A 23,501-nucleotide genomic window follows, 5' to 3' on the forward strand; every position below is an offset into this window, starting at 1 on the left:
ATTAACAGGCGCTAATCCGCGAAGGACAAATGCGGGAGACTACGAAAACGGGTTAGTTCGATATCTGTGCGGCAACTAGATAGCGGTTTCCGGGTAACTCAATGAATGCTGGCGTGTCCTCTCCATGTTGGACCTCGGTGTCACTAGCTTCTGACGCGCTGGTGAGCATCTGCCAGTACTCTTGCTTGTAGATGGACTCACCAGCACTGGACGTTGAGGTGATCTTATTGCTGTCTTGAGAGGTGGAAATCGTGGGGTCTGTGTTGAATTCCTCGAGGACATCGTTTCCATGCGATATACCAAACGTGTTAGCAGGATTGACCCAATCAAATTGACCGTCTGACTCACGGCGGTCTTTCATGTTTAGAGCTGCTCCGATAAGATCTGGAGCGTCCTCTTCTGCGTGAGTGATCAGGCCTCGGACAATGCCTCGGGCGAGACGGCTGTCGTAGTCCTTGTTGTCAACCCTAAAGTCGATCCATGCCCGTTGCTTTTTCGTGAGCGAATCGAGGTCATCGATTGCGAGTAAGTCGCCCGAAGGGTGGATGTCCTCTGCGGTTGCTGGGCCGATATACGGGATTTCCGTAATCGGCGTGTTGCCGGGTTCATCCCCCGTCGCTGGGATCTGTCCCGGAATTGCGAAGCCGAGCGCGTCAGGATGTCGACCCTGCTTGAATTCGACAACTTGATCGGCTCCGATCGCATCTGCCCAACGCCCGAATAGGCTTTCTTGTCCGCTCTTAGTAACGCCTTTTATTCGGGTAGCATGGTTCAGTAGCTCCGTATTGATGTCGGGATTGTTGGTCAAGACGACGTCGTCGTCGACGTCAAGACAGACCATCGGATCTTGGAAGTCGTTATCCGGCTCGGTCAGGGTCAGATCGAACGGTCGCATACCGAGGGCCTCCTCGATATAGTCGCCGGCAGCCTTGACAAGAGATGGTCGCTCAGCACGGAACTGCATGACAGACTCGATATTAGATGCTAGCTCGTCGTCAGCGGTTGCCTCCTCGATGAATGCCAGTAGGTGCTTGTGCGATCCGCCGAGGTCGTTTACGACTGTTTCAAGTTCATCAGTCGATAGTTCATCGACTAAGGCTTCTAGCGCCGGGCTATCGACGTTGTCGAGATTGAACAGCTGGTCTTCTTGCTGTTCAGAGGAGGGTTTAGGTTCAGCGTTTTGCTTGGGGCTAGTGAACTGATCGAGAGTAGCGTTGACCCTCTGGGGTGCTGATTCAGATTCGCTCATGTGTGTTAATTAGTTTCTGAGTCCTGCTTGATCTCAGGACATTCGACGTTAGTCACGGTAGCGTCCTCTAGCAGTGCCATCGCTCGGCGTTCAGTGAGTTTTTCAGAGAGTTCTCGGTGAACGGCTTCCTCTGCTGTGTCGTCGTCATACAGCAGAGCCCCCACGGTGAGGGTGACGTCGACTCTCGCGCCGATGAACTCTTCAGGTTCGTTAGTATCTTCTGTGTGGCTTTGTGCGGACATGCTGTTAAATTGGAATTCAATCACAGACGCAGAGAGACTCTCTGCGACGGTCGTGACTGGGAACGGCCACCCATCTGGCGATAAAAACTGCTGTCAGATGCTTAAGCGCGGAAGTGGGGCGAGTGTGGAGTTAGTAGAATGTGCTAACGTCAGTCAGCAGCTGATTCTCGCGAGGTTGCCGTAGTTTCTGCTTGCGAGTCAGCTTCTGAATTCTCTTTCTCTTCGAGGAACTGGTGGTTGAGGATATTCTTCCTGATATGGTTGGCAACATGCGCGGCGAGGAGTGGCGGGACAGCGTTTGCGATTATACGGTACTGCTCGGTCTTCGTGCCGGCAAATACGTAGTTGTCGTCAAAGGTTTGGAGTCGCGCCGCTTCCCGTGGCGTCAACCTCCGGACGTGTTCTACACTGCGTGAGGGGAACTGGGGGGACTTCCCACGATAGTGGAAGGGCGGAGAACCTTGTGAGACCGTAAGCGTAGGTGCGGGCTGGTCGGGGTGAAGTCGCCGATCGGTTTCACTAATAGATGCCCCTAGTTCGAGCTCTGCCTTTGCCTGACGGACAGAGCCGCTGTGATTGATCGCTACGTGGTTTGGAGGTACAACCTCATCTGACCCTTCGCGAGAAACCGTTTCTGGCACGCTATGTGGGTCGATTCGGTGACGGCCTTCTTTCCCGACCGCTGGTTGGTACTCTTCGATAGAGGTGTGTACTGGGTCGTCTGAAGGAGACTGAGAAGGAATGGGTTCGGGGAGAGACTCAAGTGCCTCGCTGGCCGTGGCATATGCGTCGAGTTTGTCTCCGGTGAGTGTTTGGACCGATGTTTTGTGAGCTGTCTGGTCAGGCTTCCACTTATCTGGTGTAGGGAGATCGGTACGGATGGCAATGATGAATACGCGATCTCGACACTGGGGAACGCCGTAATCGGCGGCGTTGAGAGTGATACTGTTGACTTGATACCCACTACCGGCCCGCTTTAGTTTGGTTAGTAGTGAGCTGTGGATGTCGCCATGGCGATTAGTGAGGCCGGTCACGTTTTCGATGAGGACAACGCGTGGATCCACTACATCAGCCCACTCAACCATCGAGAACGGTAGTTGGTGTCGAGGGTCATCTGGGTCGGCTACCCCTTGTGAGGTCGAAAGCGACTGGCAAGGCGGACCCCCTCCAAGAACATCAAGGTCTGACGGGAGTTTAGTCTCGTCGACGTCTGTGACATCGCCGTAGAGGACTGTCTGATTGCGCTCACAGTGGTGGACGTGGTAGGTGTACCGAGCAGCGGGGTCGGTTTCCCACGCGGCTACGATATTGAAGCCCTGAAGATGGAATCCGTAGCTGAGGCCTCCCCCTCCTGCGAACATATCAGCAAATGTCGGGGCCCGTGGGCGGTATGACTGTGAGCTGAAGTTAGGGCACATGACGATGGTGAGGACAGAGGTTCAAATCGCGTACGAGGGCTTATTCGGGACGTGATCTGTGTTTGAGCCGCATTCTTGGCAGAACACAATTCGTCGCTGGCCTGCGCGGCGTCTGTCGTGACGCTTGTAGGTATCGCATTGAGTACACTGGACCCATATGCCACCGTCCTCAAGCTGTGGGTGGTCCTGCGGTTGTCGACTCTCTTTGATCGTAGTCTTCGGGAATAGGCAGGCGTTGGACATAAGAATCGCTCACTGATTGGCAAGAACAAATGCGGTCGTCGTCGTCGACAAGGTGGAAAATTTCTCAGAGAAGAATCCCGGTAATGACCGCAAAGAAGGTAGTGAATATCCCGACGAAGAAGGTGCCGAGATTGGCGATTGTGTTGTCTGCTCTGATCGCGTTCAGTGTGAAGTGCCGCTCTGACCATGGAGAGAGGGGTTGAATCCCTGCCGGGGTCAGAACATCGGCAAGGAGGTGAGAAAGACCGGCGTGAAGACCAATATAGAGACAGAGTACGGCTGCGCCGAGGATTCCAAGTCCTTCTTCAGGGAACACTGGAGCTCCGACCATGACAACAAGAAGGGTGCCAAAGATACCCGTAACAATGCCCATTCCGGCCGCAAACCAGATAGTGTGTGTTAGCCCTCGGTGCTCAACGCCCGGAATGTGCCGATCTGCGTCTTGAATCGTGCTGAGTGAAATACTGAGCTGGGAGAGGTGGAATAGAACCTTGCTGTAGGTGAATTTTGTTAGAAGCACTACCACCAGAAGCGGATCGACAAGTAGGAAGGACCCCAAAATGGCGAGGGGAAAGAGCGCTTCAACAAACACCCCCGTTACGATGAGTACTGGGGCGTACAGTAGGAGAGAGATGCCGACGTGACCTGATCGGTACATATGTATGGACTCGTAGCGTGTCTGTGGAGAGTTGTTTGAGTTGCTGTGCCGTGGCCGGTTCACCTGTCAGTACGGCTCTTCCTCGTGGAGGCGCCTGTACCCGGCTATCTTCAGTAGCTCTGTGAGTTCATCAGCACGCATGAGACGGTCGTCTCCATCGGCCTGTGCGTCCTCGACGGCAAGGTCGATGGTCTCCGCAACGATCTCCGCATCGTGCTGATAGCGCCAGATGGTGAACTCAAGCCGGGGGTCCATGACCGGCGATGTGTCGAGATGGCCGAAGACCTCGTTAGCTAACCGGATGAGGTTGGACTTCGGGGTGATCCGGTCGCCGTAATCAGTCGAGACGCCATCTCTGATGACTTCGACTGCCTGCTCTAGTTCAAGCGTCGGTTCGTCTGGAGTATCGTAATCAGCGATGGTTGTGGCTTCGCTCATCGGCGGATCCGTTCCTCCCAAGTACTAGCGACGAGACGAGCGAGGTTCTTTTGCCGCTCTTCCTCTTCAGGCATGGACACTTCTACGTTACAGATGATCATGTCCCCGTAATCGCTGTTGATGTTCGTCGAGACCTCAATCTCTGGGACATGGCCTAACCACAGCGAGAAGAGGTTGATCATCTTTCGACGAGCTATCTCCTCGACGTCGACCTCGCCTTCAGGGGCGTACGCCCACATCTCGGGGTCAGCCATGACGTAGTCCTTGAAGAGGAACGCCTCGCTGCTGAACTGGGTGTTGGGCATTTTTTTAACGGTCGTTGCTTCTCGTAGAGTTTCTTCGAATGGATTCATGTATGATCTCGGGGTGGGGTGTGGTGCTGTTGCTCTCTGCGCCTGAGGAGCTGTTTGTCGCCTGCGGACGCTGATTAAGCGCCAAGGAGCGTAGCGAACGAATCCGGCTTCCGACGTCGAATATCGAGAATGGCAGTATCGTGCGTGAGGTGTGTTCCGAGCTGGGTCATCACCTTTCCGGGATCAACCCCTTCAGTATCGGGTCCACTCAGGTATTCCCACTCGTGCCGATTCCGGGTGTGTTGCGAGTCTGCGAGTAGCATTACACCCTCTGGAACGTGGTCAATAACTTCCTCTTTGTCTTCGATATCAAAGAGGAGCGCATCAGCAGCCTTCAGAGCGTTCTGAAAGGCCATTTTGTCCATGTCTGTGGGGGAACCGATATCACGGCGGTGGAGCCCCGGTGGAAGCGCTTTTGCCTGTGTCACTGGGTCAGAACACATCTCACCCCTCTCAGGGTCAAAAATGCGGCTGCTCCTGAAACACTGGAGATCGACATGGGTCTTCTCCCTGAAGGTAGTACTCTTTGGAGTTAGCACCACTCAGGACAACCCGTTCGCGGCGCTCAAGGAATCCACAATCCCGTAGGCGCTTTAGCGAGGCGGATGCCTGTCTTCGAGAGATATCAAGCTCGTGGGAAACGTCACGAGAGTCTCTCGGGACGGCAGGAGAGTCGGAAATTAGGGCGTATACATCTAGGTCAGTTGGATTCGACAGGACCGACTGTGGACAGTGGACCTGCTCGGCTTCGGCGATCGGTGAGATGGAGTTCCTGACGGCGTATTCAGTAGGTGTCTTGTCGGTAGGGCCTTCCTCAGCAGGCCGCTGCGACCGGCCTACGTATCCCGCTCGAACGAGCTTAGTCAATGCTGTAGTGATCGTTGAGGACGGTGCGTCTATCTGATTGATGAGCTCTCTTGCGGTGAGCGGTTTGTCTGCGCTCTGTAGGTGGGCAAAGGTAGAGACGATCTGTCCAGTGTATTCATTCGAAACCTGCTCCTTTGTAGGCTGTTCATCGCCAGATGGCGATGTGCTTCTTGAAGCTGGAGAGTTGGACATATAGAAATTAGTTAGGACTGCTCGAAGTTGACTTTTGCTTCGATTACAGCAGCAAGGTGACTCCAGAGCATTCCATGCTGGATAACGTCTTCCCAGCGACCGTTGACCATTGCGGGGAATTGGCCCGATTCTTGGACCGATTTGATTTCGTACTGGTTGGCTGTCTCCTCGATCAAATACATTTGGTCGACGACTGTGAGGTCCCCAAAGATGTACTCTCGATGGTTGTCGAGTGAATCGTTTATGGCCACCGACTTTTCAACATCCTCTGTTTCGTAATAGAACTGGGCGGTCTCTGAAAGCCCCTCGACGAGTTCATCAATATTCGTCTGGATGCTGAGGTAGGTATCGATGGATCCCAAGTCGTCGGGGTAGGTCCGGGTGTGGAATTCACCGGAGTGTTCGTCGGCCTCGATCATGATTGCTTCATGGACTGCGTCTTTGAACATCTGAGAGATGATCTTAGCGTACGGGCCCGGGTGAATCATCTCCGTAATGTAGGAATCGGAGATGCCGTATTCCTCAGTTATCCGCGCAATCACGTAGACTTTCTCTGTTGCGGTGGCACCCAACAGGTACTCTGGGATGTCTGGGAGAGTCCCTTCATTCGTGAAATGGTGGTGTGTTGCGAGCGTCTTAATCTGCTGCGGGATCGTGTCTACTCTAACCATAGCGCTTCACCTATCACTGGAGAAAAAATGCGGGGAATCATGAGAGTTTCTTGAGGACACCGAGCAATTGAACGAGATGAGATTCTGAAAGGAGAACTTGGTCTGTGCTGTCCGCGATGGCATATCTTTCATCTGCGGGACTGTCAGGCCCAGTGAACCGAACGAAAAGGCGGTCTCCTACGCAGTTTTCACCTACCCTGTAGCTGATTGGGTCCGATGCTGAAACAACTAGTCGTGCTCGTGTCTGGAATTTTGAGATCTGTTTGGGGGCAAGAACGAATCCAGTACTGTGCGCGCCACTGGTTGAGCCTGATCGTTCTTGGAGCGTGAGGTCGCCATCGTCATAATACAGTGCCTCAAGCGGTCCCACTGTATGCGTCTCACTTCGGCTGGCAGGATTGGACATCACTCATACACTCGTATAAATAAGATAGCGCTTAGTTGGATTTCTGGAATTGCTCATACTGGTTGAGGTCGACGACAGTTGAGACATTGCCCGTGAGAGGATGTTTGTACTGAACAGCAGAAATGCGATCTTCGGAGTCCGTTTTGATTGTGTACTCGTCGGAAACGGGTGTGAACTCGGGGTGGTTCGGATCGATAGCCTTCGGAAGAGAGCGGGTTGCTTCTTTTGTCCGTGGCTGGTACTCAATCTCCGGGTTTGCCTCGAGGCTGGATTCAAGACACGTAACGACACCCTCGTCTACATTATCTAGCACTGGTGGCCCGTTAGTGGTGGAGTGCGCTTTGAACTGGGACGAGACTGAAGGTTCAGTATTTCCGTTCTGACGGCTATGCTCTAGCATTTCCCATCCGTAGACGGCAGCTAAAAGCATCTCACTTCGGCGGTCGAATTCTGGCTCTGTATACTGTTCTCGGTAATTTGCCGTCGCACACGCTGTGAGAATGGCAAGGCGGGCCCCTATACAGAATGATGTTCTTGTGTTAGTGAGCGCGAAGCTTCTACTACCGGCCCCAAGAAATTCTATCGAAAGGGTACGGGGTGACAAGTAAGGCGATATATTGGGGTGATAAACCGAATCAGGAGAAGTCTCCACTTGATCTGTACAGTAGATATGGACCTTATCGCCTATCTTGGTCTGGATCCACAACTCGGGGAACGGGGCTCGTTCAAGGGTCACGTCACAGATTCGATGTGGAGTATCTTTTGGGCCTTTGATTTCTATTCCCGGACTTGCGCTAATGAATTCCTGATAGACGGTGAGCGGTGTGTCCGGTTCTGGGGCATGGGAGAGTTCATCGAAGCCGGGGAGAGAAGAAATTAGAGCTTTTCGGACACTACTGATTTCATCGTGTGTTGGCCGAGCAGGATTCGTGATCTGGTCTGTTGCTTCTTGAATTTCTTCAGGAGGAGGGGATGAGCTGGTGGAGCAGCGGTCTGGCTCAAAATCAGACAGAGTGGGCTGTGTCATAGGGATTTCACACCGAGTCAATCTTCGAGGGCGGAATAGAGATTTGCCGGAGGGAGATAGGTGTCCAGCCTTGGCCGCCGACCTGTGCTGCGGCAGAAACGAACGAATCAGTAGAACTGCTACCACCGCCGAATACAGTACCGTTCCCATCTGGAGAGCCGATGCGTATCATGTACCACGTTTCGGTGGACTCGTCAAGTAGGAGATGTTCAATATGATCGTTACGAGTGCGAGTCGTCTGGAGGGTGACGACGGGATCTGACTGGACATCTTCAGGAGTTCCCAGCATGTCGGTGTCGATAGAGAGTCGGAAAGTGTCACCCGCTGCCGCCGTTGCGATCGTCGCGACATCCGTTTCTGTGGAGAGGACAACTCCCGACTGAGAATCTGATTGTTCTTGTGTATTGCCGATCTCGAAGAGATACGACTGCTGCCTGAGGTCATTACCACTATCTGCTTCTACTCGATATACCGTTCCTAATTCACTAAGGGCTAGCCGGAGGGATTCTGGTAAAGTGCCGAACGCCATGAACAGCGAGGCGAACGGGGCCGCGCCGTCGGTGTTGGTGAAATTTAGTCGGCCATCAATCGGGGCGAGAATTGATGCATCGCTTGCGTGGTCGTGAAACCAGTCCGCGGAGAGTCCGTAGGACGGTATGAGTGCGAGAACGAACTCAGCGCGGCCGGAATTCACTTCCGACACAGCCTTGTCAAACCATGGGTCGATGTCAGAATATGGAGGATTCAGCCAGATCCGGCCATACCACGGTTTTGAAAGACCGTTGTCCGACTCGGTAAAAACACGCTTTGCAATTTCGGTGTTTTCAGCTCCAGAACAGGGGTCAAGGTCAAATAGCCTACCAAGCGCTCCAATGAGAACGCTCATAATTTCTTCTGGAGTGCCACGGGAGTCGGAATCAGTATCGGTGTCTCGCTGGGTTGCCTCAGAGTCGGGTTTGCCGGCAGCCCCGGCTATTTTTGTAGTGTTTGACATGGTTTGATGAACAGGAAATGCTCACGCATATCGCCGATAAAAACTGCTTCAGGGGTGGTGTATTAAATACGAGCAAGAGCAATTATAGGCTATGTTGACACTCGGTGTCAGTGACAGCAATCAGGTGCCGTGGGAAGTCCGTGCTGGAAAGCACTTCATTAAGCAGTACCAGTCACTTAGCGATGGCTCTGATCTGAAGAAAAATGCGGACTCAAAAATTGACCGAATTTGTGAGTACCCTTTGATTGGAACGCGAAAATCTGATGAGCTTGCGAAACTCCGTGGACACCATTTGGACTCGCATGTAATTCTATGGAATGTAACTCCTGAGGTCACGTCTCCGAATTATCTCGATCAGATCTCTCGTGTTGAGCTGTCTGTGATTGCTCACCACAATGATTACAACGGCTCAATTTCACGGCCTGAGTTGGTAGAGCCGACTCGAGAGTTTATCGTCGTATTTCGCGGAGAGGTGACCAACGACCACCACTTGCTGTACGATCTTGATGGAGTTGATGTTGAGGTTCAAAAGTGGGTTCACTCGAACGGGAAAAATGCGGTTGTGTTCACTGGAGAGTATGAGAAAGGATGTGGAGATACGTTTGATGAACGATTGCCTGACGGCGTGGGGGTAACAACTGTTCAGCGAGCTGCGGAAGGGCTTGATATTGGGGTGAAAAACAAACGTATCGTGGGACAAAATTCGGGAGGAGCAAACACCTTCAGTGAAGTTGAGGTAGTGAGATGAGCGCGTGGGTCACTTAAAATCATTCTGTTCACGAACCTCAGAAAGCGATGGATAGTCTGTTGTTGGTGTTCCTTCAGGCTGCGTCTCTGAAGGTGTATTCGGATCGGCGAACGGATAATTGATCCCGTTGGAAGCCTCGTCGACGGCTTTCGTGAGCATGACAGTGGCTACACAGACCGAGTAGAACCCGATGACGGGCCCAAAGAAGAGCCCTACTGGAGGGAGGATGAATGAGAAACTCCATAGGGCAAACCCACCAATGACTGTAATGACGCTCATCCACCACGAAAGGAAGTAGTGTGGAGACGTGAGTGTCCCAACTAGGTGGGAATTGAACGCTGTCATAGATGCGTCAATCCGAACGCTCTCGATGAATACTGCTGGAGAAGCGTAGATAGCTCCGAAGAGAGCGACTGCTGTGATCGGTAGCAATACGAGTAGAAGCGGGTTGTTGAATAGGAGACTGTCAGGGGCGGAATTGCCGAACGCAGAGAGGCCACTATAGAGGGCCCACGAAAGAAGTGGGACTATGAACAAAAGAGAGACAACCCCAATTCCTCGGACGCCATCTCGCATTGAGCGAGAGAAGCTGAATAGCTTGATGGTTGTCTGTCGGTTCGTTATCTCTGCTTCTATAAGTTCAGTGAGGAAGGCCAACAAGAGGAGAGCGGGGATACCGAACCACAGCGTCAGAAACGCGAACCCACCGCCGATGAGTGTCCGCCAAGAACTGATATACAGAAGCGGAGACTTCGTTGCCGATACTGATTCGGGCGAGGTAGTGACTGCGCTCTCCCGGCCTGTAGCATACCGGCTTTGAGTTTTGTCTGTAGAGTTAGTTGGTTTGGTTGGCATAGTAAATGAAATTAGGCTAATGGCTAGTCTTGGTGACGGTACAGATACGACGCAGCTTGAAGATCTGCGATTGTCTCTACGCCCTTCATGTCGTACTCGTGTCCGAAGCCAAGCTGGGTAGAGAGTTGGTTGGTTTCTCTCATGGCCATCCGGGCAAGAACGTCTGCCGGGTCGCGAACAACATCATCAGCAATAGCACAGTACTCGCCTGCCGTTAGCGACCGTGCAAACTGTTCTGCGTCAACCTGTTCTTCGTGATCGGAGCCAAGCGCATTGATGGAGACTTCTCCGAAAAATTCGTCTCCTTCAAAGGTAGTATCGCGGTCAGCGACTCGGAAGACCGTGCCTGAATTTTTGTCGAACAGTAAGACGCCTTTTTCGATGTCGGTCATGTCGAGCATGGGAAGCACCTCTACCTATGCTAGAAAACAAATTTTGGCGGTTAGTCTTCAGCAACGGCGTACTGACGACTTGGTGAGTATCTGCTGATATCTGTCTGGAGAGTGGGCGGATCGTTCTGTGAGAGGTCAGAGAGTTTTTGCTGGCTGGTTGAGGAAACATCAACTCCTTCACTGGACAATCTTTGCTCTCGTGCCTCGTATATCTCTTCAGCCATTGGTCTAAAGCCGCAGTGAGGGTTCATACACTGATAGAGCTCCCAGCGATAGTTGCCACTAAGCTCCACGTCACGATGCTGGCCTAGTTTAGAGCAACCACATTCGGGACATCTAAACTCGTTATGGGGGGTTACAATTCGAGGGTCAGTAAGGTACTCCGGGTCGACATCCTGCCACGGGGCATTCCCCCCAAAGTCATCTGGAGAGAGCCGTCGATCGCTGTCAACGTCGTACATCTCCAGAAGTTCACTATCTGTTGGTGTCTTTTGATATACTAGCAAGAATGACTGGTTGCCCCAGAACTCTCCCTCTTGGCGGAAGCCCTGATCTCGAACGGTAGCACGTTCATTCTCCGGGATCCACGTCGCGTTGTAGATGATCAGGCCACCCGGTTTCGTTACTCGGAGGACCTCCTCAAAGAGGCGACGACGTTCCTCGGTCGATTTTGCCAGCCACGGGGGGTCACTTACGGTGGTTTCGAAGGTACAATCGCGGTACGGCAAGTTGAACGCATCTGCTTGCATAGTCACGCCATCGAGCGGGTCTTTATCCAGATTGTGGTCACACGCTGGCGTGTTACCGGTACAGACTTTGAGCGATGGGGAGCGGAGAAGCCGGGTGACGGTCTTGGTGACGCCCTCGCTCCACGTCCATGTGTCTTTGAGATCGTCGGTGTCGTGGCGTTCCGGGGTGATCGACGTCGAGGTAGGTTGTGATTTGCTCATCGTCGGGTGGCAGGTGTGTGGGTGGCGTTATCGACGGTCCAGTCGCCGAGTACGTAGGGTGTCTTGAACCCCTCGTAGCGAGTGACGACCAGCTCGTTGAGGGTGGCGTCTTCGCTTTCGGAGACCCACCCGCCGAAATCATGGTCGGGGTTTTCCTTTGGGAGGAGGCCAGTCGCTTGGAGGATGTGGCCGCCGCCTCTGGTGAGCCAGATGAACTCGTGGAAGGGGATCATCCGCTTGACGAGTTGCCGGCGACTGAACAGCGAGATGACCGTATCAAACTGGTCTTCGCTGTACGGGAGCGGATCCTGATCACCTTTGTGGGGGATAGTCCCAACATACACTTCTGGGGAACTGGGAAACGACCAGTGGGAGCCGTTTAGGGTCTGTTGCTCTGGGTTATACGCATCAAGGCGCTCATCGTCGGGCATGATGATGAGAATATCCCCAGAGGCGCGGGATTCGATCACCTCTTGGAGAGAGTGGTCTGAGCGAGTAAGGATGTCTCTGGTGTGGAGTTGCCGACTCATTTGATGTGGCCCCACTCTTCTTCGCCAGTTCGGTCCCCGTATGGTTCGTGTTTCTCTATCAACTCTTCAGGCGAGGGAACGGCGCCGCTGCCTGCCGGTGCGGCATAGACAATCTCGCCGCAATAGAATCCGTGCTTCTCTCCCTCTTCGTCGACGACGTACACAGAATACTCTTTGCCGGTGTAGTCGCCCCAAAATCCTTGCGCGTTGGGGAATCGGTGGAGATTCGATCCCGTATCGCTGACGATGATGAGAAAATTTGAGCTCATGAATAAGAAGGATTTGAACGAGGCTAGTCGAGTAGGTGTGCTACCTCTGCGGTTTCTGGGTCTGTTTCACCATTAAACCGGGTGACTACATGCGCCATTCCGGGGATGACATTACCGCGGAACCAGTCACAGAAGAATTCGGTTACGAAGTCGCCGCTAGGTTCTCCGTGGTATTTTTCGAGGATGTCGTCAAATGGGCTCAAGACGAGTTGTCGGGACTGCATGGTGGTGTGAACGACACAGTAGAGCCGTTCACCCCAGCGGAGGTCGTCTCCCGGAGAGAGGTCCATGACCTCACTCACCATGTAGCTGTAGAACAGTTCGTACTCGGCATCATCTCGCTGGTGGTACGCCTCTCGCAGTTCTTGAAGTTGGTCAGGGCCAAAGTCAGGGCGCGGGTTTTCTGGTACGTTCATAGGCCTCGCCTATCAGGGCTAAAAAATGCGGGAGAGGCGTTCTAGTTGGGGGTAGATGCCGTTTCACTCGCTTCAGTCGAGGTCGAGATCGAGTGAACGCTGATCTTCAGGAAGGATTAGCTCATCGGGGTCGTACCCATGAGCCTCTAGTACGGCTATGGCTCGGTTGAGCGCGGCTTTCGGGTCCATGTGAAGGTCGGAAGTGCGGTATCCGAGTAGGCGGTCGCGCTCAATAGCCATGAGATCCCGAGTTACTTCTTCAAGTTTGCTGTCGGTATCCGAAGGTGCGAGGGCCGCGAGCCGGTGTGCTTCGTCAGTGGAGATGTGAAACGTGTCGACAGGGTCAGTTGGGTCTGGCCCTTCAACGACAGTTAGTGTCGGCTCAGTTGTCGTGCTGTTCGTCTCGGACGTGCGTGCCCACAGTGTTGGCCCGTCGCTGGTATTGAGTGGAATGAAGTCTGGAGTGGTCATGTTTGGATGTCAGTGGAGGTGGGGTTTGCTGAGGAAGCGGTTCGCCGATTCAGGGTAGTTGCGAGGTAGAAGAATGGGGTGTCAAGAGCGGCAACAACTACTTTAGCGACGTACTGGCCGAGTATAGTGGTCGCGAGAGCGGTCCCCCAGAGGATGTCGCCACTGGTGAGTGCGGGGAAGAAGGTGAACGCGAGTGTGATGAAGAGGGCGGTGTCGACAGCCTGCGAGATGGATGTCGACATGAGGTTCCGTATCCAGCGGTGGTTGTCGCCCGTGCGCTGTTTGATTTCTGCGAAGAGATTGACGTCGATATGCTGTGAGAGCAGAAGAGTGACGATAGAGGCGAGGATGATGTTAGAAGACGCCCCGAGAGTTGTCGCATAGGCCGCGTGTGCTTGGTAGAAGGGAGCGGTAGGGAGTGCGATCGCGAGGTAGATGAGCCCATATCCAAGGATGAGACAGGAGACTGTCCAGTTGACTACCGTTGTGGCGAATTCCCGGCCGTGTACCTCTACCATCAAGTCGCTAGCGAGGAATGCGACGCCAAAGGCGATGAACCCTGCGGGGATCGCAACACCACCTAGAAGGGGTATTTCGAAGTATGCGAGCTTTGCGGCAGTAACGTTCGCGACGATGATTGCTGTGATGAATACAGCGGGGAGGCCGATTTTTGTGTTCATGTGGTCTGGTGAGTTGCTGTGAGGCGGTTAGCGGCTGAAAACTGGGGTAGTCGCTCTATGAGCTGGCCACTTCTAGCGGTGGGTCTCCGAGGTCAGTGACGACAGTGTAGAATGCGGGGTTCGACCACGTGTAGACCCTGTCACGAGCTTCGAGAACACGAAGCAGGATCTGCCACCGGGTCAGAGACGACTCCGCATCGACCCACACCTCCCAGTCGGCTAGTATCGCATCCGGGAGTTCTGTTACTGATTCAACCGGTTCTTCATTCCAGTCGTCACAGACTGTGTTGAACGATTCGACGATCTTCGCTTGCTCTTCGTCCGGGAGCGCGGCCATGATCTCTACACCGGGGACTTCCATTTCGACTAGTGGGTCCTCCGTTTCGTGGATCATGGTCTGCTCGGCGTCTGCAACCGTCATTGGTCAGCTAAGATGTTAAACCGATCTTGTGTACCGTCGCTTCGGTAACTCAGTTCTTCAGCCAGTGTGTACGTGAGTTCGAGCGCACCGTCTGTGCCTTCGTACTCGACGTGGAGAGTAGTATGGTCAGTTCTTTTGACCGTGCCCTCTTCGAGGGTTAGTTCTCCTTCCTGCCAGAGGTCGACGAGTTCTGAGACTGTTGCGTTTCGGTCAGTCACGCTCCACCACCTCAGTCGCCTCATCGGCGTACATGAAGCCTTGGTCGAAGTTGTGGTCGTCACGGCGGAGGGTTTCGACTACCCGTTCATAGTACCCGACTGGATCGTCAACAGCGGCTTCTGGAACCGGCATGAAATCTTCTTGATGCTCGAGCCACTCTTCGGGCCCAAGACGGGCTTGTTCTTCGCCATCCATGTTGATCAGGATGGCTCCTCCGGTTTCCTCATCGCGTTCGATTCGGACAGAGCCCCCACCGTTTCTATCGTAGTAGATGCCGTTGAGGTAGCGATCGTCGACGGTCATTCAGTCACCTGTAGGATGTTGTACGTCTTTTTCCAGTGCGATTCCGTTTGAGGGGTGAGTTTCGTGTTCATACTGGGGTGTTAGCTGTGGTTTCGCTCTGCTGGTTGGTGGGAGTAGTGCTATCGAGGACGCTCGAGACAGAGATCACGTTCAGAAAACCGTAATCAGTCTCCTGACCGTTGAGGAGACGCCCGAGTTGTGAATCGAGGAAGGTGTCCTCGTCAAGGGTTCGCGGGAGCAGAACATCTCGCCGCGACAACACCCACTCGCCGACGTCGTCGTACCATGCTCGAATGAGGTTGTCGTCATTGAGCTTTGACAGGCTGCGGACATGCTCTCTGATGCTTCTGGTAGTTCGGTCGGGGCCTTCAGCGTACCAGCTGGCGTGGTCGCGGATGATCCGTCGCCGTTCAACGTGGCTGAGATTCAAACTTGGATACTCGGTCATAACGTGGTTCACTTATTTACTGGAAAAAACGAGAGAATGAGAGGCGGTCTAATACGTCTCGTCGAATTTGCTTCCGTACTTCCGATTGAGGTAGTCGACAGCTTCAGACTTGGTGTCGAACGCCTGTAGAAGGTCTGTGCGGGTCCCCGTGCCGTTGTCGCCGGGGCCAATCCGGAATGCGCACCACCGAGACTTTTTGATGATGCCGGAGCAGATGTGGGACCATTCTAAGTGCTCGTTGGATTCTATCTGAGTGCCCTTGATCACTCCATAGACGCCGCACTTGCGTGGTCGAGGACCACCGCGAGTCTGTTCGATCTGTCCGACATCGTAGTGCCCACTTTCGCGTCTGCGTGGCATAGCACCTATTACAGGAGACAAATGCTGTACCCCTGAGTAGGCCAGAGGTTCATAGACCTCTCAGTTGCTCTCAATGTACTTCCGGGCGTTTGCGAGGTTTTTCTCGCCTATGCCGGGTATCTCACGTAGCTGTTCATCAGACGCAACAGCTAGGTCAGCATCGGTTGAGAAGCCGTGATCGACTAGCTGTTCGGCTGTTTTTTCTCCAATCCCGTCAACCTCGCTCCAGTCGATTGTAGTAGGTTGGTGGCCTTCCAGTAGTTGTATCGCATCTTCAATCGCTTCTGCCTTTAGTCTATTAGCCTCTGTGCGGCTTCGACGATACGATTCTGCTTTGACCTCCAGTATCGAAACGAATGGAGTGATCTCAGGGACGTCTGCTCGTGAGCTCTCGTCTACGTCTTCTTGATCTAACAGCGTCCATCGAGTCCCTATTGCATCCTCAAAGGGGTCTCGCCGTTCGTACCGGTAATCGGTCGCATCGAGATTTTGGAGGAGAACGCGCTCAGAATCAATGAAGACTACTTGAAACTGTTCAGGGTAGGTAGGTTCTGTACCAGAATCAGATGCGTGACGTTCGTCACCGTAGACGTATCCCGGCTGTGGAGGCTTTTGTAGGCGGCCTTGGCTGGTGTCAGTAGTGGTTGATCCGGAGGACATTCTCTGATCTAGTTAGTAGGCAGAATCAGGTGTCGGTGTGCTTCTAAGAGCGATTCAACACCAGCATTTTGTGCGTTTAGCGACCAGAACGAGTCGTATGAGCTCGTTACGACATTTGTGTCTTCGAGCCCCGAACATGCGAGGTAGACTTCTGAATCTGACACTGGAAGCATTTCTGTGAGCATGTCCATCCGAAACGTCTCGGTATGGTATACGAGCAAGCAGTTGAGGACAGCAGCGTTCGTCTGGCTGGAAAAGATAGATGAGAAAGGGTGCGGGCCGATCTCCATTGCTAACTCTCTGTATGCCTCTAGAAACGGTTCTGTTGCTGGGTGTGCGTCATCGAGACAGTAGAGTCCAGACTGAGTTTTTTCTACTACGCCGATCTCAGCTAGCGTTTCGATCGCATTGACAACTGTAGTGAGTCTAAAAGGAGAGTCCTCGGTGAGACCTTCTGGAGTAACTTCTACATCAAAATGATGTAAGAAGTAATCGAGACATTCTGGTACTGCGTCTTTGCCAAACTGTTCGGCTAACGTGTTGTACTGGTCTGCGATCTCTGACTTCTGTAGCATGTCTCGATACTCACCACTTCTGGGGCCGGAGAGGGCTCGGCCACGATTGGTGATACGCTGGAGCTGATCGAGCGAGAAAGTCATCAACCGGAGGGCACAACTCGAGGCGAGGACTCGGATGTTGAATGAATCGTGGTCGTGGAGTTTGTCAAATAGAGCCGCCCAGAGTTCTAGGACCTCTGCTTTGTTATCGTGGATACTGCTAGGCTTGACATCTCCTTCGCCAACATTGCTGCCAAATTCACGCTCCTCTTCGACGAATCGGATGGCCTGTGCGTGTTCGAGTTCAGCCAGCCGCGTATCTTCTTCTTGTTCACTTATCCACTGGTTTGCTTCTAGAGCGTTACTTGAGTCTTCGAGTTTGAATTTCAGGTGAGCTCCCATTGTGTGAAATTAGCAGTTACTCGGTTGTGTCGGCACGAAGGCCTTCGACGCGAGTATCAGTGGTATGGTGAGCCAATTCTTCAGCGTCGATCCGGTCGAATGCGGGCGCACTGTCGACTATCTCGTATGCTTCATCGACTGCGTCTTGTTCAGATTTAACGTCGGTAGTCTCTGGAAGTGCGACTTCGAGTTCGAGAGTAACTTTGATCATGAATGTAATCTGTTGTGAATGGGACGACCCGGATTCGAACCGGGGTACCGGGCACCCAAAGCCCGAAGTATAGCCACTAACCCATCGTCCCAGTACGTATTTCGCACTATTAGGTGCTGCCTGACAGTGACGGTGGAGGAGGGATTTGAACCCCCGAAGCGCGAGGCGCTACTGGTTTTCAAGACCAGCGCAATAGGCCACTCTGCCACTCCACCAATCAGGAGTCATATCTGGAATACGTGCCCAGAAGCCAGAGCTGCGGTTCGAACGCAGGGAATCTCGGTTACAAGCCGAGTGCATGAACCACCCATGCTCCTCTGGCACATTGTTGTTGTAGTAGAATATCCTCGCCCATCACAGAAAATAAATGTTGCCGACTTACCTCTGCGGATTGATACCGTCGATGTTGGAAATGTTATCGGGAGAGGCGGGGATCTGCTCGTCTTTCTTCGTGTCGATTACGTGATCGTGTTTGTGGACATCGATCTGTGGATTGTCGTGGCAGCTGCGGCAGTACCAGTACCCTTTGGAATGCCGCCGTTTCAGAGAAGCGTGCCCATTGGGACATCGAATACGCCACTGATCAGACCAGATCGACATTACAAGGTGGGCCAGTGGGAGTCGATTATGTCCAGAACCGCAGCAGGTTCAGAAACAGTGTCACTCCAGTCATCGTCGTCGAAGAAGACTTGAAAATCGTTGGAACCTCCGAGGAGATACACTGTAGCGGAATTGCCGTGCGTGTTCGTTAGCCTGAGAACGAGCCAGTCGCCAGAATCGTCGGTGGCCTTCTGTACTCCTTCCCGTCGGTCGATGGTCCATTCGTCAGTCCGGCTGTGCCGTGTCAGTTCGGCCAGAACGGCGTAACCGGCGAGGAGAGCAGCCTCCTTATTAGTCTCATCATGACGAGAGAACTGTTTTGAGAGTGCGTTCATGATTGTTATTGGTCGTCTAGTCGATTATTCGCGCTTGTACTCGTATTCTACTCCCAGACTGATGTTCTGGGAGAGGACAGCCTCGCGAATGTTTTCAGCCGCGGACTGCGGAGAGACGTTTGCTGTATCGTAGTTGAGGGCCGCAACGGCTTTGACAAAGTACTCTCCAACATCTGCGGGGATCTCGTCGGGGTCAGAGACTGTGACAGTGCTTTCGGCTTCTTCCGACTGGGTGCTGTTGATCTGGAAGACACGGTAACTTGGCGGGTTAGAGGTGTCCGAGAGGAGCATGTACTCGTTGTTAGCGGCCTCAAGCGTCTCTTCGATGATGGTGACTTCGGGCTCGTCTGCTTCAAACGAGTCAGGATCGGTACCCCAAACATCGGTGAAAGTATCCTCGAGGTTGAGGTCGCGAATGAGTGCCTTCCAATAGCCCCAGTGGCCAACTTTGGTGTAGTCAATCAAGGACATCACCAATTGTCTGCTGATAAATGCTGGATTGAGGTGTTAGTCGTCTGTGACGACAACTGGGAGGTCAGCCCAGCTCCGGCGTGAACCGCCCACACAGAATAGCTCTGTTGTGGTGCCTGCGACACCAGTTGGCTGATCACTGTCGAAACGGACTCTAACAAACCAATCCGCGACGATGTTGTGGGTGCCAACTCCTTTCGGCTCTACGCGGGTGACTTGGCCTGTGACAGGGTAATCGGCAGCCCACTCAGGTACCCCAGAGAGGCGGGAAACAGAAAGAGTATTGCCAACGGAACAGGGCTTTTCAGTATCGACTTTTTCCTCATAATACTCCTTGAGTTGCTGGTAGTGGGTTTTTCGTGCCATTGGATTTATCTCTGAAGACAGCTACCCATCCGCGATAGACAAACTACTGAGGAAGGCTTTGCCAGAGGACTAAGTTGTAGGAAAAGGTAGAGAGCGATATGTCTCAGAGAGCGGGGAAAAGCCCTCCGTCGGTAGGAGCCAGTCGGTTAGCAAACTCGATACAGAGTGTGATCGGGAAGGCTGGCGGTGATCTTTTGATAGCAGCCTCAGTCGCGGTCAGCGGAATTCTTTCGATTGCGTTTTGGACTGTTACGCTTCGAATGGTTGCTGTACAGTCGGTCGGAGAAGTGACGCCCGTATACTCAATTGCTATCTCAAATGTTTCTGTTGGGCTGGGTGGGCTGTTGACGGCGGTAGTGTACTTTACGCTATCAGATGATGAATGGGCGTATATCGACGTCTCGGTGCCAAGGTTGAGTCAAGCTAAAGATGGCCTCTTTGCGCTGCTAGCTGTCGTCCTTGGTGTATATGCCGTCGGTGAGGTAAGCCGCTATGCGGGCGTGGAGTCAGCGTCGCATTCGCTTGTCGACACGGTCGCGGAAAGTGGGAATCCGGAGATACTCCTCTGGCTGGCCGTACTTGCGTTTCTTGTTGTCGGGCCGGCTGAAGAGCTGGTCTACCGGAACATCGTTCAGAAGCGCTTATATACGAACTTCTCTGGGGGCACTGCGGTAGTCGTGTCGAGCATGATGTTCGCGCTGGTTCATTTTCCATCATATCTTAATGGAACCGGCGGACAAACGCTATCGAGCCTCGCGACAATTTTCGTGGTGGCATTACCGCTAGGGTGGGTATTCTTGAAAACTAGCAACCTCTTCTACCCCATAGCTGTCCATGGGGCCTACAACGCTTTTGTGTACTATTCGCTATACGCTACTGCGGCTGGCTAGGGGAGGAACACCTCGTAGGAAGGCGATGTCACCGGCTTCGGCTTTTTCAGTGAGTTTGAGCGTTGCTATGCGAGAAAACCGGGATCGGATACAATCCGCTGAGGAGTGACAAATCAGGTGGAGGTGAACGCAGTGATATCTGCCTGTCCGATACTGCGGCCGGAGCGGATGGAGTCATGCACTTCAGTGAGGACGAGGAGTGCCGTCTCGACGATCGGGAGTGGAACGTCATCGTACCCACGGACGATGGATTTGACTGCTTGTACGGGTGCTGATGGGCCGTTCACTTGGTCGAGGAGGCAGGCAGAGCGGGTGATGAGCTCGGTGGTGGCCCGTTTGTGGCTTTCAGGGAGGTTAGGGAGATCGTCAGGCGAGAGCGGTGAGCTGAGGGACATGATTGGAAGCACCCATTTGAGGTGACAAACGAAAGCGGCGTAGGAGTCACCTGCTAATGATGTAGTAGTCAGAGTCAGATACGGCCGAAGAGCCTTGAAACCCGGCTTGAGGCAGTTCGCGCCTTTCAATGGTTCCGAGTTCAGTAGTGAGTGATTGCGTGTTGGCCGGTTTCGAGTGCGACTGACGACCACCATTGTAGACTCCCGCTCGGCGTGGTGAGTTCGTCGAGTGTTGGGCAGTGAGAGAGGATGAACGTCACGTAGTTCGGTGGGATTGCCGCTCGGGCTTCGCTTTGGTTCCAGCTGCGCTTGTCCATATGTTCGGGTGGGATGGCCTTCCCACGGAGGAGTTGCTCGATCGTGGCGGTCTGGAACTGGATGATGTCTGGGGGAAGAGGTGCTCGGTAGTCCTCGGTGCCGTGGCGTCGGAACTCGTCGTAGAAGCTGACCTCAAAGTGGCGCTCGAAGTTTATTGGGAGTCCAAATGCAGCACCGTTCACTTTGACGATGCGGTCATCACGAAGGTCCGAACACCCGGGGACGTTTTCGATGACGTAGTTGCGCCCAAGACGGTTACAAACCTCATGGAGGTTGAGATCAGGAATAGATGGGAGAGGGTGGTCTTCTGGAAGATTCTCATAGTGCTGGTGGCTGCCCTTGGCGTATGGCTGGCAAGGTGGTGAAGCCCATACGAGGTCCACCTTCTCGTCAATGGGGAGATCGTCTAGCGTGAGGTTGGCGACGTCGTGCTGGAGGAACCGACCGGGGTAGTCCTCTGAGAAATCTTCCTTGTCGACGCCGATAAAGTCGCCAGTGAGTTGGTGGGGCTGAGGCCACCGCTTAAAGAACGTGTGGAGGGCAAGTCCGACAGCGCCACGACCTGAGAAGAGGTCAAGAACGCGTACTCGATCTCGAGGGTGGCCTGTCATATCGCCCCGAGGTCGGACGGTGTCATCCCCTGCGAGTTCGTCAAGGGAATACACGCGTTCTCCTGCTGTCAGGTCGGGGGTGGGCATCTTGTTGTAGCGAATATCCGCGAGTAAGCATTTATCTCTACCTGATCCGTGGATTCAGTCGGTGGGCCACTCGTTTTCGTTGAAGAGGTTGCCTATTCGATGGCGATCAAGCCCCTGCTTGACCCATTCACCGGCCTCTAGAGTGTGTTTTGCGACGAATACGTGTTGAACGTCTTCAGGAGCTTCGGCATGGCGATCTGCGTACACCTCGTAATAGTGATTAGCGGACTGTTCTGCGGCAACAGGCTCTCCGTAAAGGTCGACTTCGCTTCTCGGAGGTTCACGGTCGTCGTATCTCGAGTCTGTGGGGTCAGACATCAGTCTTGAGACCCGCGATCAGGGTGTTTGGCAGTTATTGAGCGAATGCTGTCGAGGTCGATCCACCGTCGGGTGTCCTCATCGTACTGTAGATAGACCATCTCCAGATCCGGCTTGATTTTGAAGTGCTGTGGGTAGTAGACCGCGTGATCAGCGTCTGCGTACTCACGATCGTCGATTCCGTCAATCGGCTCTGGGAGGTCGGTTCCTTCGATTGTGACTCTTGGATACGTCATCAGCCATCTACGGCGACAAACAGGGACCTGACGGGTGGTGATCGGGAGAGTATTCGAGGCTGCTGGGCGGTTAGTCCAGAACTTCTAACGCGCTAACAACCCCGACGGGCACGAGCTCCTGATCGGCACGGGCACCCGCAAGGAGGAATTCGAGGTCGCTGTAGGAATCCTTCCCGGTCTGGGACATCATGAGGCGGCCGACATCGGACTCGAGGCCGTATTTCTCGACAAGGTCGTGTCCAAACTCTACAGTATAGTCGATGCTCCCATGAGAGAAGGTAGACTCGTACTCTTCTGCACTGGAGATGCCGACGCACTCCACCTTGAACCGGCGACGGTCCTCAAGAACGAAAGAGAGAATAGGGAAGTTTCGGCTCTGGCCGTGTTCTAACAGCGTTGTGAACATCGACTCTTTGGTTCGGTTCATATCAATACGATTTGATTCCAAGAGGAATATTGTTGCGGGACATGGTCAAACGGTTCAGAGTGTTGCCTGCCGAGCGTCGTCCGCGTCTGACTCTTCAGAGACTTCCGGGGGTTCGACCTGTTTGACCGTCGGCCCGGCCGTCGTCGGGTCGATGAGCCACGTTCGATGGAAGTCCATTGAAAGAGAGTCACCGTGGTGGATTCTGCCCGGAACGCCAGCGATAGCGAGATTGATTACCGCCATCCGAGCACAAGTGCGGTCCTTATCAACACCGGTAGCAATGACGGGAGTTTCGGGGTCCTCTTCGTGGAGGCGTTTGGCCTCCGCAATAAGCAATCGTCCGCTACCGCAGGCAGGGTCAGAGATGGTTACCGGGTCGCCGCTTTGGTCGTGGTCCTTGCCTGCGGTGATGAGCTCGGCTTTGAGTTGACACAGATTCCATGGGGTGAAGTACTGGCCGAGCCTATCCGATCGTGTTCCGATTTCCTCGTAGACGTCTCCAATCACCGGGCGGTCAGCGGTGATTGTTGTCGCAGAGAGTTCGCCGAAAGCCTTACTGAACGACTCGGCAACTTCTCTTCGAGTGTTCGGATCCTCCTCAAGAGAGGCGTAGTCGTCTAGTTGGTGGTTGTAGATGTCGTCGTCGCCAGCGAGAGCTGCAACCATGAGGGTAGTCCAGTCACGGAAGACGCGAGAGAGACGGTGTCCCGTCTCAAGTCGGACATCATCCAACCAATCAACCGTATTCTGGATGCCCTCTTTAACATCGGTATCTTGCTGAGACATGCTCACTCATT

General features: G+C 53.6%; 35 protein-coding genes and 2 tRNA genes. 2 read left to right on the forward strand and 35 right to left on the reverse strand.

Annotated features, from left to right (window positions below):
• Nucleotides 1–52: 52 nt before the first annotated feature.
• The 10 genes from EXE48_RS11825 to EXE48_RS11870 form a co-directional block, all read right to left on the reverse strand.
• Nucleotides 53–1,249 (reverse strand): hypothetical protein, encoded by a 1,197-nt coding sequence (locus tag EXE48_RS11825; protein WP_137711537.1) that lies wholly within the window; start codon nt 1,247–1,249, stop codon nt 53–55.
• A gap of 5 nt (nt 1,250–1,254) precedes the next feature.
• Nucleotides 1,255–1,491 (reverse strand): hypothetical protein, encoded by a 237-nt coding sequence (locus EXE48_RS11830; RefSeq protein ID WP_137711538.1) that lies wholly within the window; start codon nt 1,489–1,491, stop codon nt 1,255–1,257.
• A 149-nt stretch (nt 1,492–1,640) separates the two neighbouring features.
• The gene (locus EXE48_RS11835; protein WP_158295117.1) at nt 1,641–2,852 is read right to left on the reverse strand and encodes a DNA cytosine methyltransferase; all 1,212 of its coding nucleotides are present in this window, start codon (nt 2,850–2,852) and stop codon (nt 1,641–1,643) included.
• Between the two features lie 364 nt (nt 2,853–3,216).
• Entirely contained in the window at nt 3,217–3,810 is a 594-nt protein-coding gene (locus tag EXE48_RS11840) for a metal-dependent hydrolase (protein WP_137711540.1), read from the reverse strand.
• A 66-nt stretch (nt 3,811–3,876) separates the two neighbouring features.
• Nucleotides 3,877–4,248 carry a hypothetical protein gene (locus EXE48_RS11845; protein ID WP_137711541.1) on the reverse strand — a complete coding sequence of 124 codons (372 nt, stop codon included), beginning with the start codon at nt 4,246–4,248 and terminating at the stop codon, nt 3,877–3,879.
• A complete protein-coding gene (locus tag EXE48_RS11850) occupies nt 4,245–4,601 on the reverse strand; it encodes a hypothetical protein (protein ID WP_137711542.1) in 357 nt (118 codons plus the stop codon). Before EXE48_RS11850 ends, EXE48_RS11845 begins: the two co-directional genes overlap by 4 nt.
• Before the next feature lie 74 nt (nt 4,602–4,675).
• Nucleotides 4,676–5,140: a hypothetical protein gene (locus EXE48_RS11855; protein ID WP_137711543.1), complete on the reverse strand. Its 465-nt coding sequence runs from the start codon at nt 5,138–5,140 to the stop codon at nt 4,676–4,678.
• A 531-nt stretch (nt 5,141–5,671) separates the two neighbouring features.
• Nucleotides 5,672–6,331: a hypothetical protein gene (locus EXE48_RS11860; protein WP_137711544.1), complete on the reverse strand. Its 660-nt coding sequence runs from the start codon at nt 6,329–6,331 to the stop codon at nt 5,672–5,674.
• 437 nt (nt 6,332–6,768) lie between these two features.
• Nucleotides 6,769–7,764: a hypothetical protein gene (locus tag EXE48_RS11865; protein WP_137711545.1), complete on the reverse strand. Its 996-nt coding sequence runs from the start codon at nt 7,762–7,764 to the stop codon at nt 6,769–6,771.
• A gap of 7 nt (nt 7,765–7,771) precedes the next feature.
• The gene (locus EXE48_RS11870) at nt 7,772–8,758 is read right to left on the reverse strand and encodes a DNA N-6-adenine-methyltransferase (RefSeq protein WP_137711546.1); all 987 of its coding nucleotides are present in this window, start codon (nt 8,756–8,758) and stop codon (nt 7,772–7,774) included.
• 91 nt (nt 8,759–8,849) lie between these two features.
• Here EXE48_RS11870 and EXE48_RS11875 point away from each other — a divergent pair, with 91 nt between their 5' ends.
• Nucleotides 8,850–9,506, forward strand: a complete 657-nt coding sequence (locus EXE48_RS11875; RefSeq protein ID WP_137711547.1) for a hypothetical protein — start codon at nt 8,850–8,852, stop codon at nt 9,504–9,506.
• A 9-nt stretch (nt 9,507–9,515) separates the two neighbouring features.
• Here EXE48_RS11875 and EXE48_RS11880 read toward each other — a convergent pair whose 3' ends face one another.
• The 19 genes from EXE48_RS11880 to EXE48_RS11970 form a co-directional block, all read right to left on the reverse strand.
• Nucleotides 9,516–10,361 carry a hypothetical protein gene (locus EXE48_RS11880; protein ID WP_137711548.1) on the reverse strand — a complete coding sequence of 282 codons (846 nt, stop codon included), beginning with the start codon at nt 10,359–10,361 and terminating at the stop codon, nt 9,516–9,518.
• 23 nt (nt 10,362–10,384) lie between these two features.
• A complete protein-coding gene (locus EXE48_RS11885) occupies nt 10,385–10,762 on the reverse strand; it encodes a hypothetical protein (RefSeq protein ID WP_137711549.1) in 378 nt (125 codons plus the stop codon).
• Nucleotides 10,763–10,803: 41 nt separating this feature from the next.
• Complete coding sequence (locus EXE48_RS11890; RefSeq protein WP_137711550.1) at nt 10,804–11,703, reverse strand: class I SAM-dependent methyltransferase; 900 nt, start codon at nt 11,701–11,703, stop codon at nt 10,804–10,806.
• Complete coding sequence (locus EXE48_RS11895; RefSeq protein WP_137711551.1) at nt 11,700–12,173, reverse strand: hypothetical protein; 474 nt, start codon at nt 12,171–12,173, stop codon at nt 11,700–11,702. Before EXE48_RS11895 ends, EXE48_RS11890 begins: the two co-directional genes overlap by 4 nt.
• Before the next feature lie 56 nt (nt 12,174–12,229).
• Complete coding sequence (locus EXE48_RS11900; RefSeq protein ID WP_137711552.1) at nt 12,230–12,502, reverse strand: hypothetical protein; 273 nt, start codon at nt 12,500–12,502, stop codon at nt 12,230–12,232.
• A gap of 23 nt (nt 12,503–12,525) precedes the next feature.
• Complete coding sequence (locus EXE48_RS11905) at nt 12,526–12,918, reverse strand: hypothetical protein (RefSeq protein WP_137711553.1); 393 nt, start codon at nt 12,916–12,918, stop codon at nt 12,526–12,528.
• A 72-nt stretch (nt 12,919–12,990) separates the two neighbouring features.
• Nucleotides 12,991–13,389 carry a hypothetical protein gene (locus tag EXE48_RS11910; protein WP_137711554.1) on the reverse strand — a complete coding sequence of 133 codons (399 nt, stop codon included), beginning with the start codon at nt 13,387–13,389 and terminating at the stop codon, nt 12,991–12,993.
• A complete protein-coding gene (locus EXE48_RS11915) occupies nt 13,386–14,069 on the reverse strand; it encodes a queuosine precursor transporter (RefSeq protein ID WP_137711555.1) in 684 nt (227 codons plus the stop codon). The genes EXE48_RS11910 and EXE48_RS11915 overlap by 4 nt, the downstream gene beginning before the upstream one ends.
• Before the next feature lie 55 nt (nt 14,070–14,124).
• Complete coding sequence (locus EXE48_RS11920) at nt 14,125–14,490, reverse strand: hypothetical protein (protein ID WP_137711556.1); 366 nt, start codon at nt 14,488–14,490, stop codon at nt 14,125–14,127.
• Nucleotides 14,487–14,708 (reverse strand): hypothetical protein, encoded by a 222-nt coding sequence (locus EXE48_RS11925; protein ID WP_137711557.1) that lies wholly within the window; start codon nt 14,706–14,708, stop codon nt 14,487–14,489. Before EXE48_RS11925 ends, EXE48_RS11920 begins: the two co-directional genes overlap by 4 nt.
• Nucleotides 14,701–15,012, reverse strand: a complete 312-nt coding sequence (locus EXE48_RS11930) for a hypothetical protein (RefSeq protein ID WP_137711558.1) — start codon at nt 15,010–15,012, stop codon at nt 14,701–14,703. The genes EXE48_RS11925 and EXE48_RS11930 overlap by 8 nt, the downstream gene beginning before the upstream one ends.
• Nucleotides 15,013–15,079: 67 nt before the next feature.
• On the reverse strand, nt 15,080–15,460 hold the full coding sequence (locus EXE48_RS11935) for a hypothetical protein (RefSeq protein ID WP_137711559.1): 381 nt from the start codon (nt 15,458–15,460) through the stop codon (nt 15,080–15,082).
• 420 nt (nt 15,461–15,880) lie between these two features.
• Nucleotides 15,881–16,480, reverse strand: coding sequence for a helix-hairpin-helix domain-containing protein (locus tag EXE48_RS11940; protein ID WP_137711560.1), 600 nt, complete (start codon nt 16,478–16,480; stop codon nt 15,881–15,883).
• Nucleotides 16,481–16,488: 8 nt separating this feature from the next.
• The gene (locus EXE48_RS11945) at nt 16,489–17,439 is read right to left on the reverse strand and encodes a hypothetical protein (RefSeq protein WP_137711561.1); all 951 of its coding nucleotides are present in this window, start codon (nt 17,437–17,439) and stop codon (nt 16,489–16,491) included.
• 230 nt (nt 17,440–17,669) lie between these two features.
• Nucleotides 17,670–17,741 (reverse strand) — tRNA-Pro (locus EXE48_RS11950).
• 39 nt (nt 17,742–17,780) lie between these two features.
• Nucleotides 17,781–17,865 (reverse strand) — tRNA-Ser (locus EXE48_RS11955).
• Between the two features lie 384 nt (nt 17,866–18,249).
• The gene (locus EXE48_RS11960; protein WP_137711562.1) at nt 18,250–18,585 is read right to left on the reverse strand and encodes a hypothetical protein; all 336 of its coding nucleotides are present in this window, start codon (nt 18,583–18,585) and stop codon (nt 18,250–18,252) included.
• Between the two features lie 24 nt (nt 18,586–18,609).
• Nucleotides 18,610–19,056, reverse strand: a complete 447-nt coding sequence (locus EXE48_RS11965) for a hypothetical protein (RefSeq protein WP_137711563.1) — start codon at nt 19,054–19,056, stop codon at nt 18,610–18,612.
• Nucleotides 19,057–19,092: 36 nt separating this feature from the next.
• Nucleotides 19,093–19,422 carry a hypothetical protein gene (locus EXE48_RS11970; RefSeq protein ID WP_137711564.1) on the reverse strand — a complete coding sequence of 110 codons (330 nt, stop codon included), beginning with the start codon at nt 19,420–19,422 and terminating at the stop codon, nt 19,093–19,095.
• 167 nt (nt 19,423–19,589) lie between these two features.
• Here EXE48_RS11970 and EXE48_RS11975 point away from each other — a divergent pair, with 167 nt between their 5' ends.
• Nucleotides 19,590–20,312 (forward strand): CPBP family intramembrane glutamic endopeptidase, encoded by a 723-nt coding sequence (locus EXE48_RS11975; RefSeq protein WP_158295118.1) that lies wholly within the window; start codon nt 19,590–19,592, stop codon nt 20,310–20,312.
• 113 nt (nt 20,313–20,425) lie between these two features.
• On the opposite strand, the gene EXE48_RS11980 is transcribed toward EXE48_RS11975, so the two are convergent.
• The 6 genes from EXE48_RS11980 to EXE48_RS12005 form a co-directional block, all read right to left on the reverse strand.
• The gene (locus EXE48_RS11980) at nt 20,426–20,707 is read right to left on the reverse strand and encodes a hypothetical protein (protein ID WP_137711566.1); all 282 of its coding nucleotides are present in this window, start codon (nt 20,705–20,707) and stop codon (nt 20,426–20,428) included.
• Between the two features lie 140 nt (nt 20,708–20,847).
• A complete protein-coding gene (locus tag EXE48_RS11985; protein WP_137711567.1) occupies nt 20,848–21,723 on the reverse strand; it encodes a DNA cytosine methyltransferase in 876 nt (291 codons plus the stop codon).
• A gap of 54 nt (nt 21,724–21,777) precedes the next feature.
• Nucleotides 21,778–22,041, reverse strand: a complete 264-nt coding sequence (locus EXE48_RS11990) for a hypothetical protein (RefSeq protein WP_137711568.1) — start codon at nt 22,039–22,041, stop codon at nt 21,778–21,780.
• Complete coding sequence (locus EXE48_RS11995; RefSeq protein WP_137711569.1) at nt 22,041–22,277, reverse strand: hypothetical protein; 237 nt, start codon at nt 22,275–22,277, stop codon at nt 22,041–22,043. Before EXE48_RS11995 ends, EXE48_RS11990 begins: the two co-directional genes overlap by 1 nt.
• 70 nt (nt 22,278–22,347) lie before the next feature.
• Nucleotides 22,348–22,704 carry a hypothetical protein gene (locus tag EXE48_RS12000; protein WP_137711570.1) on the reverse strand — a complete coding sequence of 119 codons (357 nt, stop codon included), beginning with the start codon at nt 22,702–22,704 and terminating at the stop codon, nt 22,348–22,350.
• A 54-nt stretch (nt 22,705–22,758) separates the two neighbouring features.
• Complete coding sequence (locus tag EXE48_RS12005; RefSeq protein WP_158295119.1) at nt 22,759–23,370, reverse strand: N-6 DNA methylase; 612 nt, start codon at nt 23,368–23,370, stop codon at nt 22,759–22,761.
• Nucleotides 23,371–23,501: the final 131 nt, after the last annotated feature.

Source organism: Halorubrum sp. ASP1, from assembly GCF_005435135.1.
In the GTDB taxonomy this organism is placed as follows: Archaea; Halobacteriota; Halobacteria; order Halobacteriales; family Haloferacaceae; genus Halorubrum; species Halorubrum tropicale.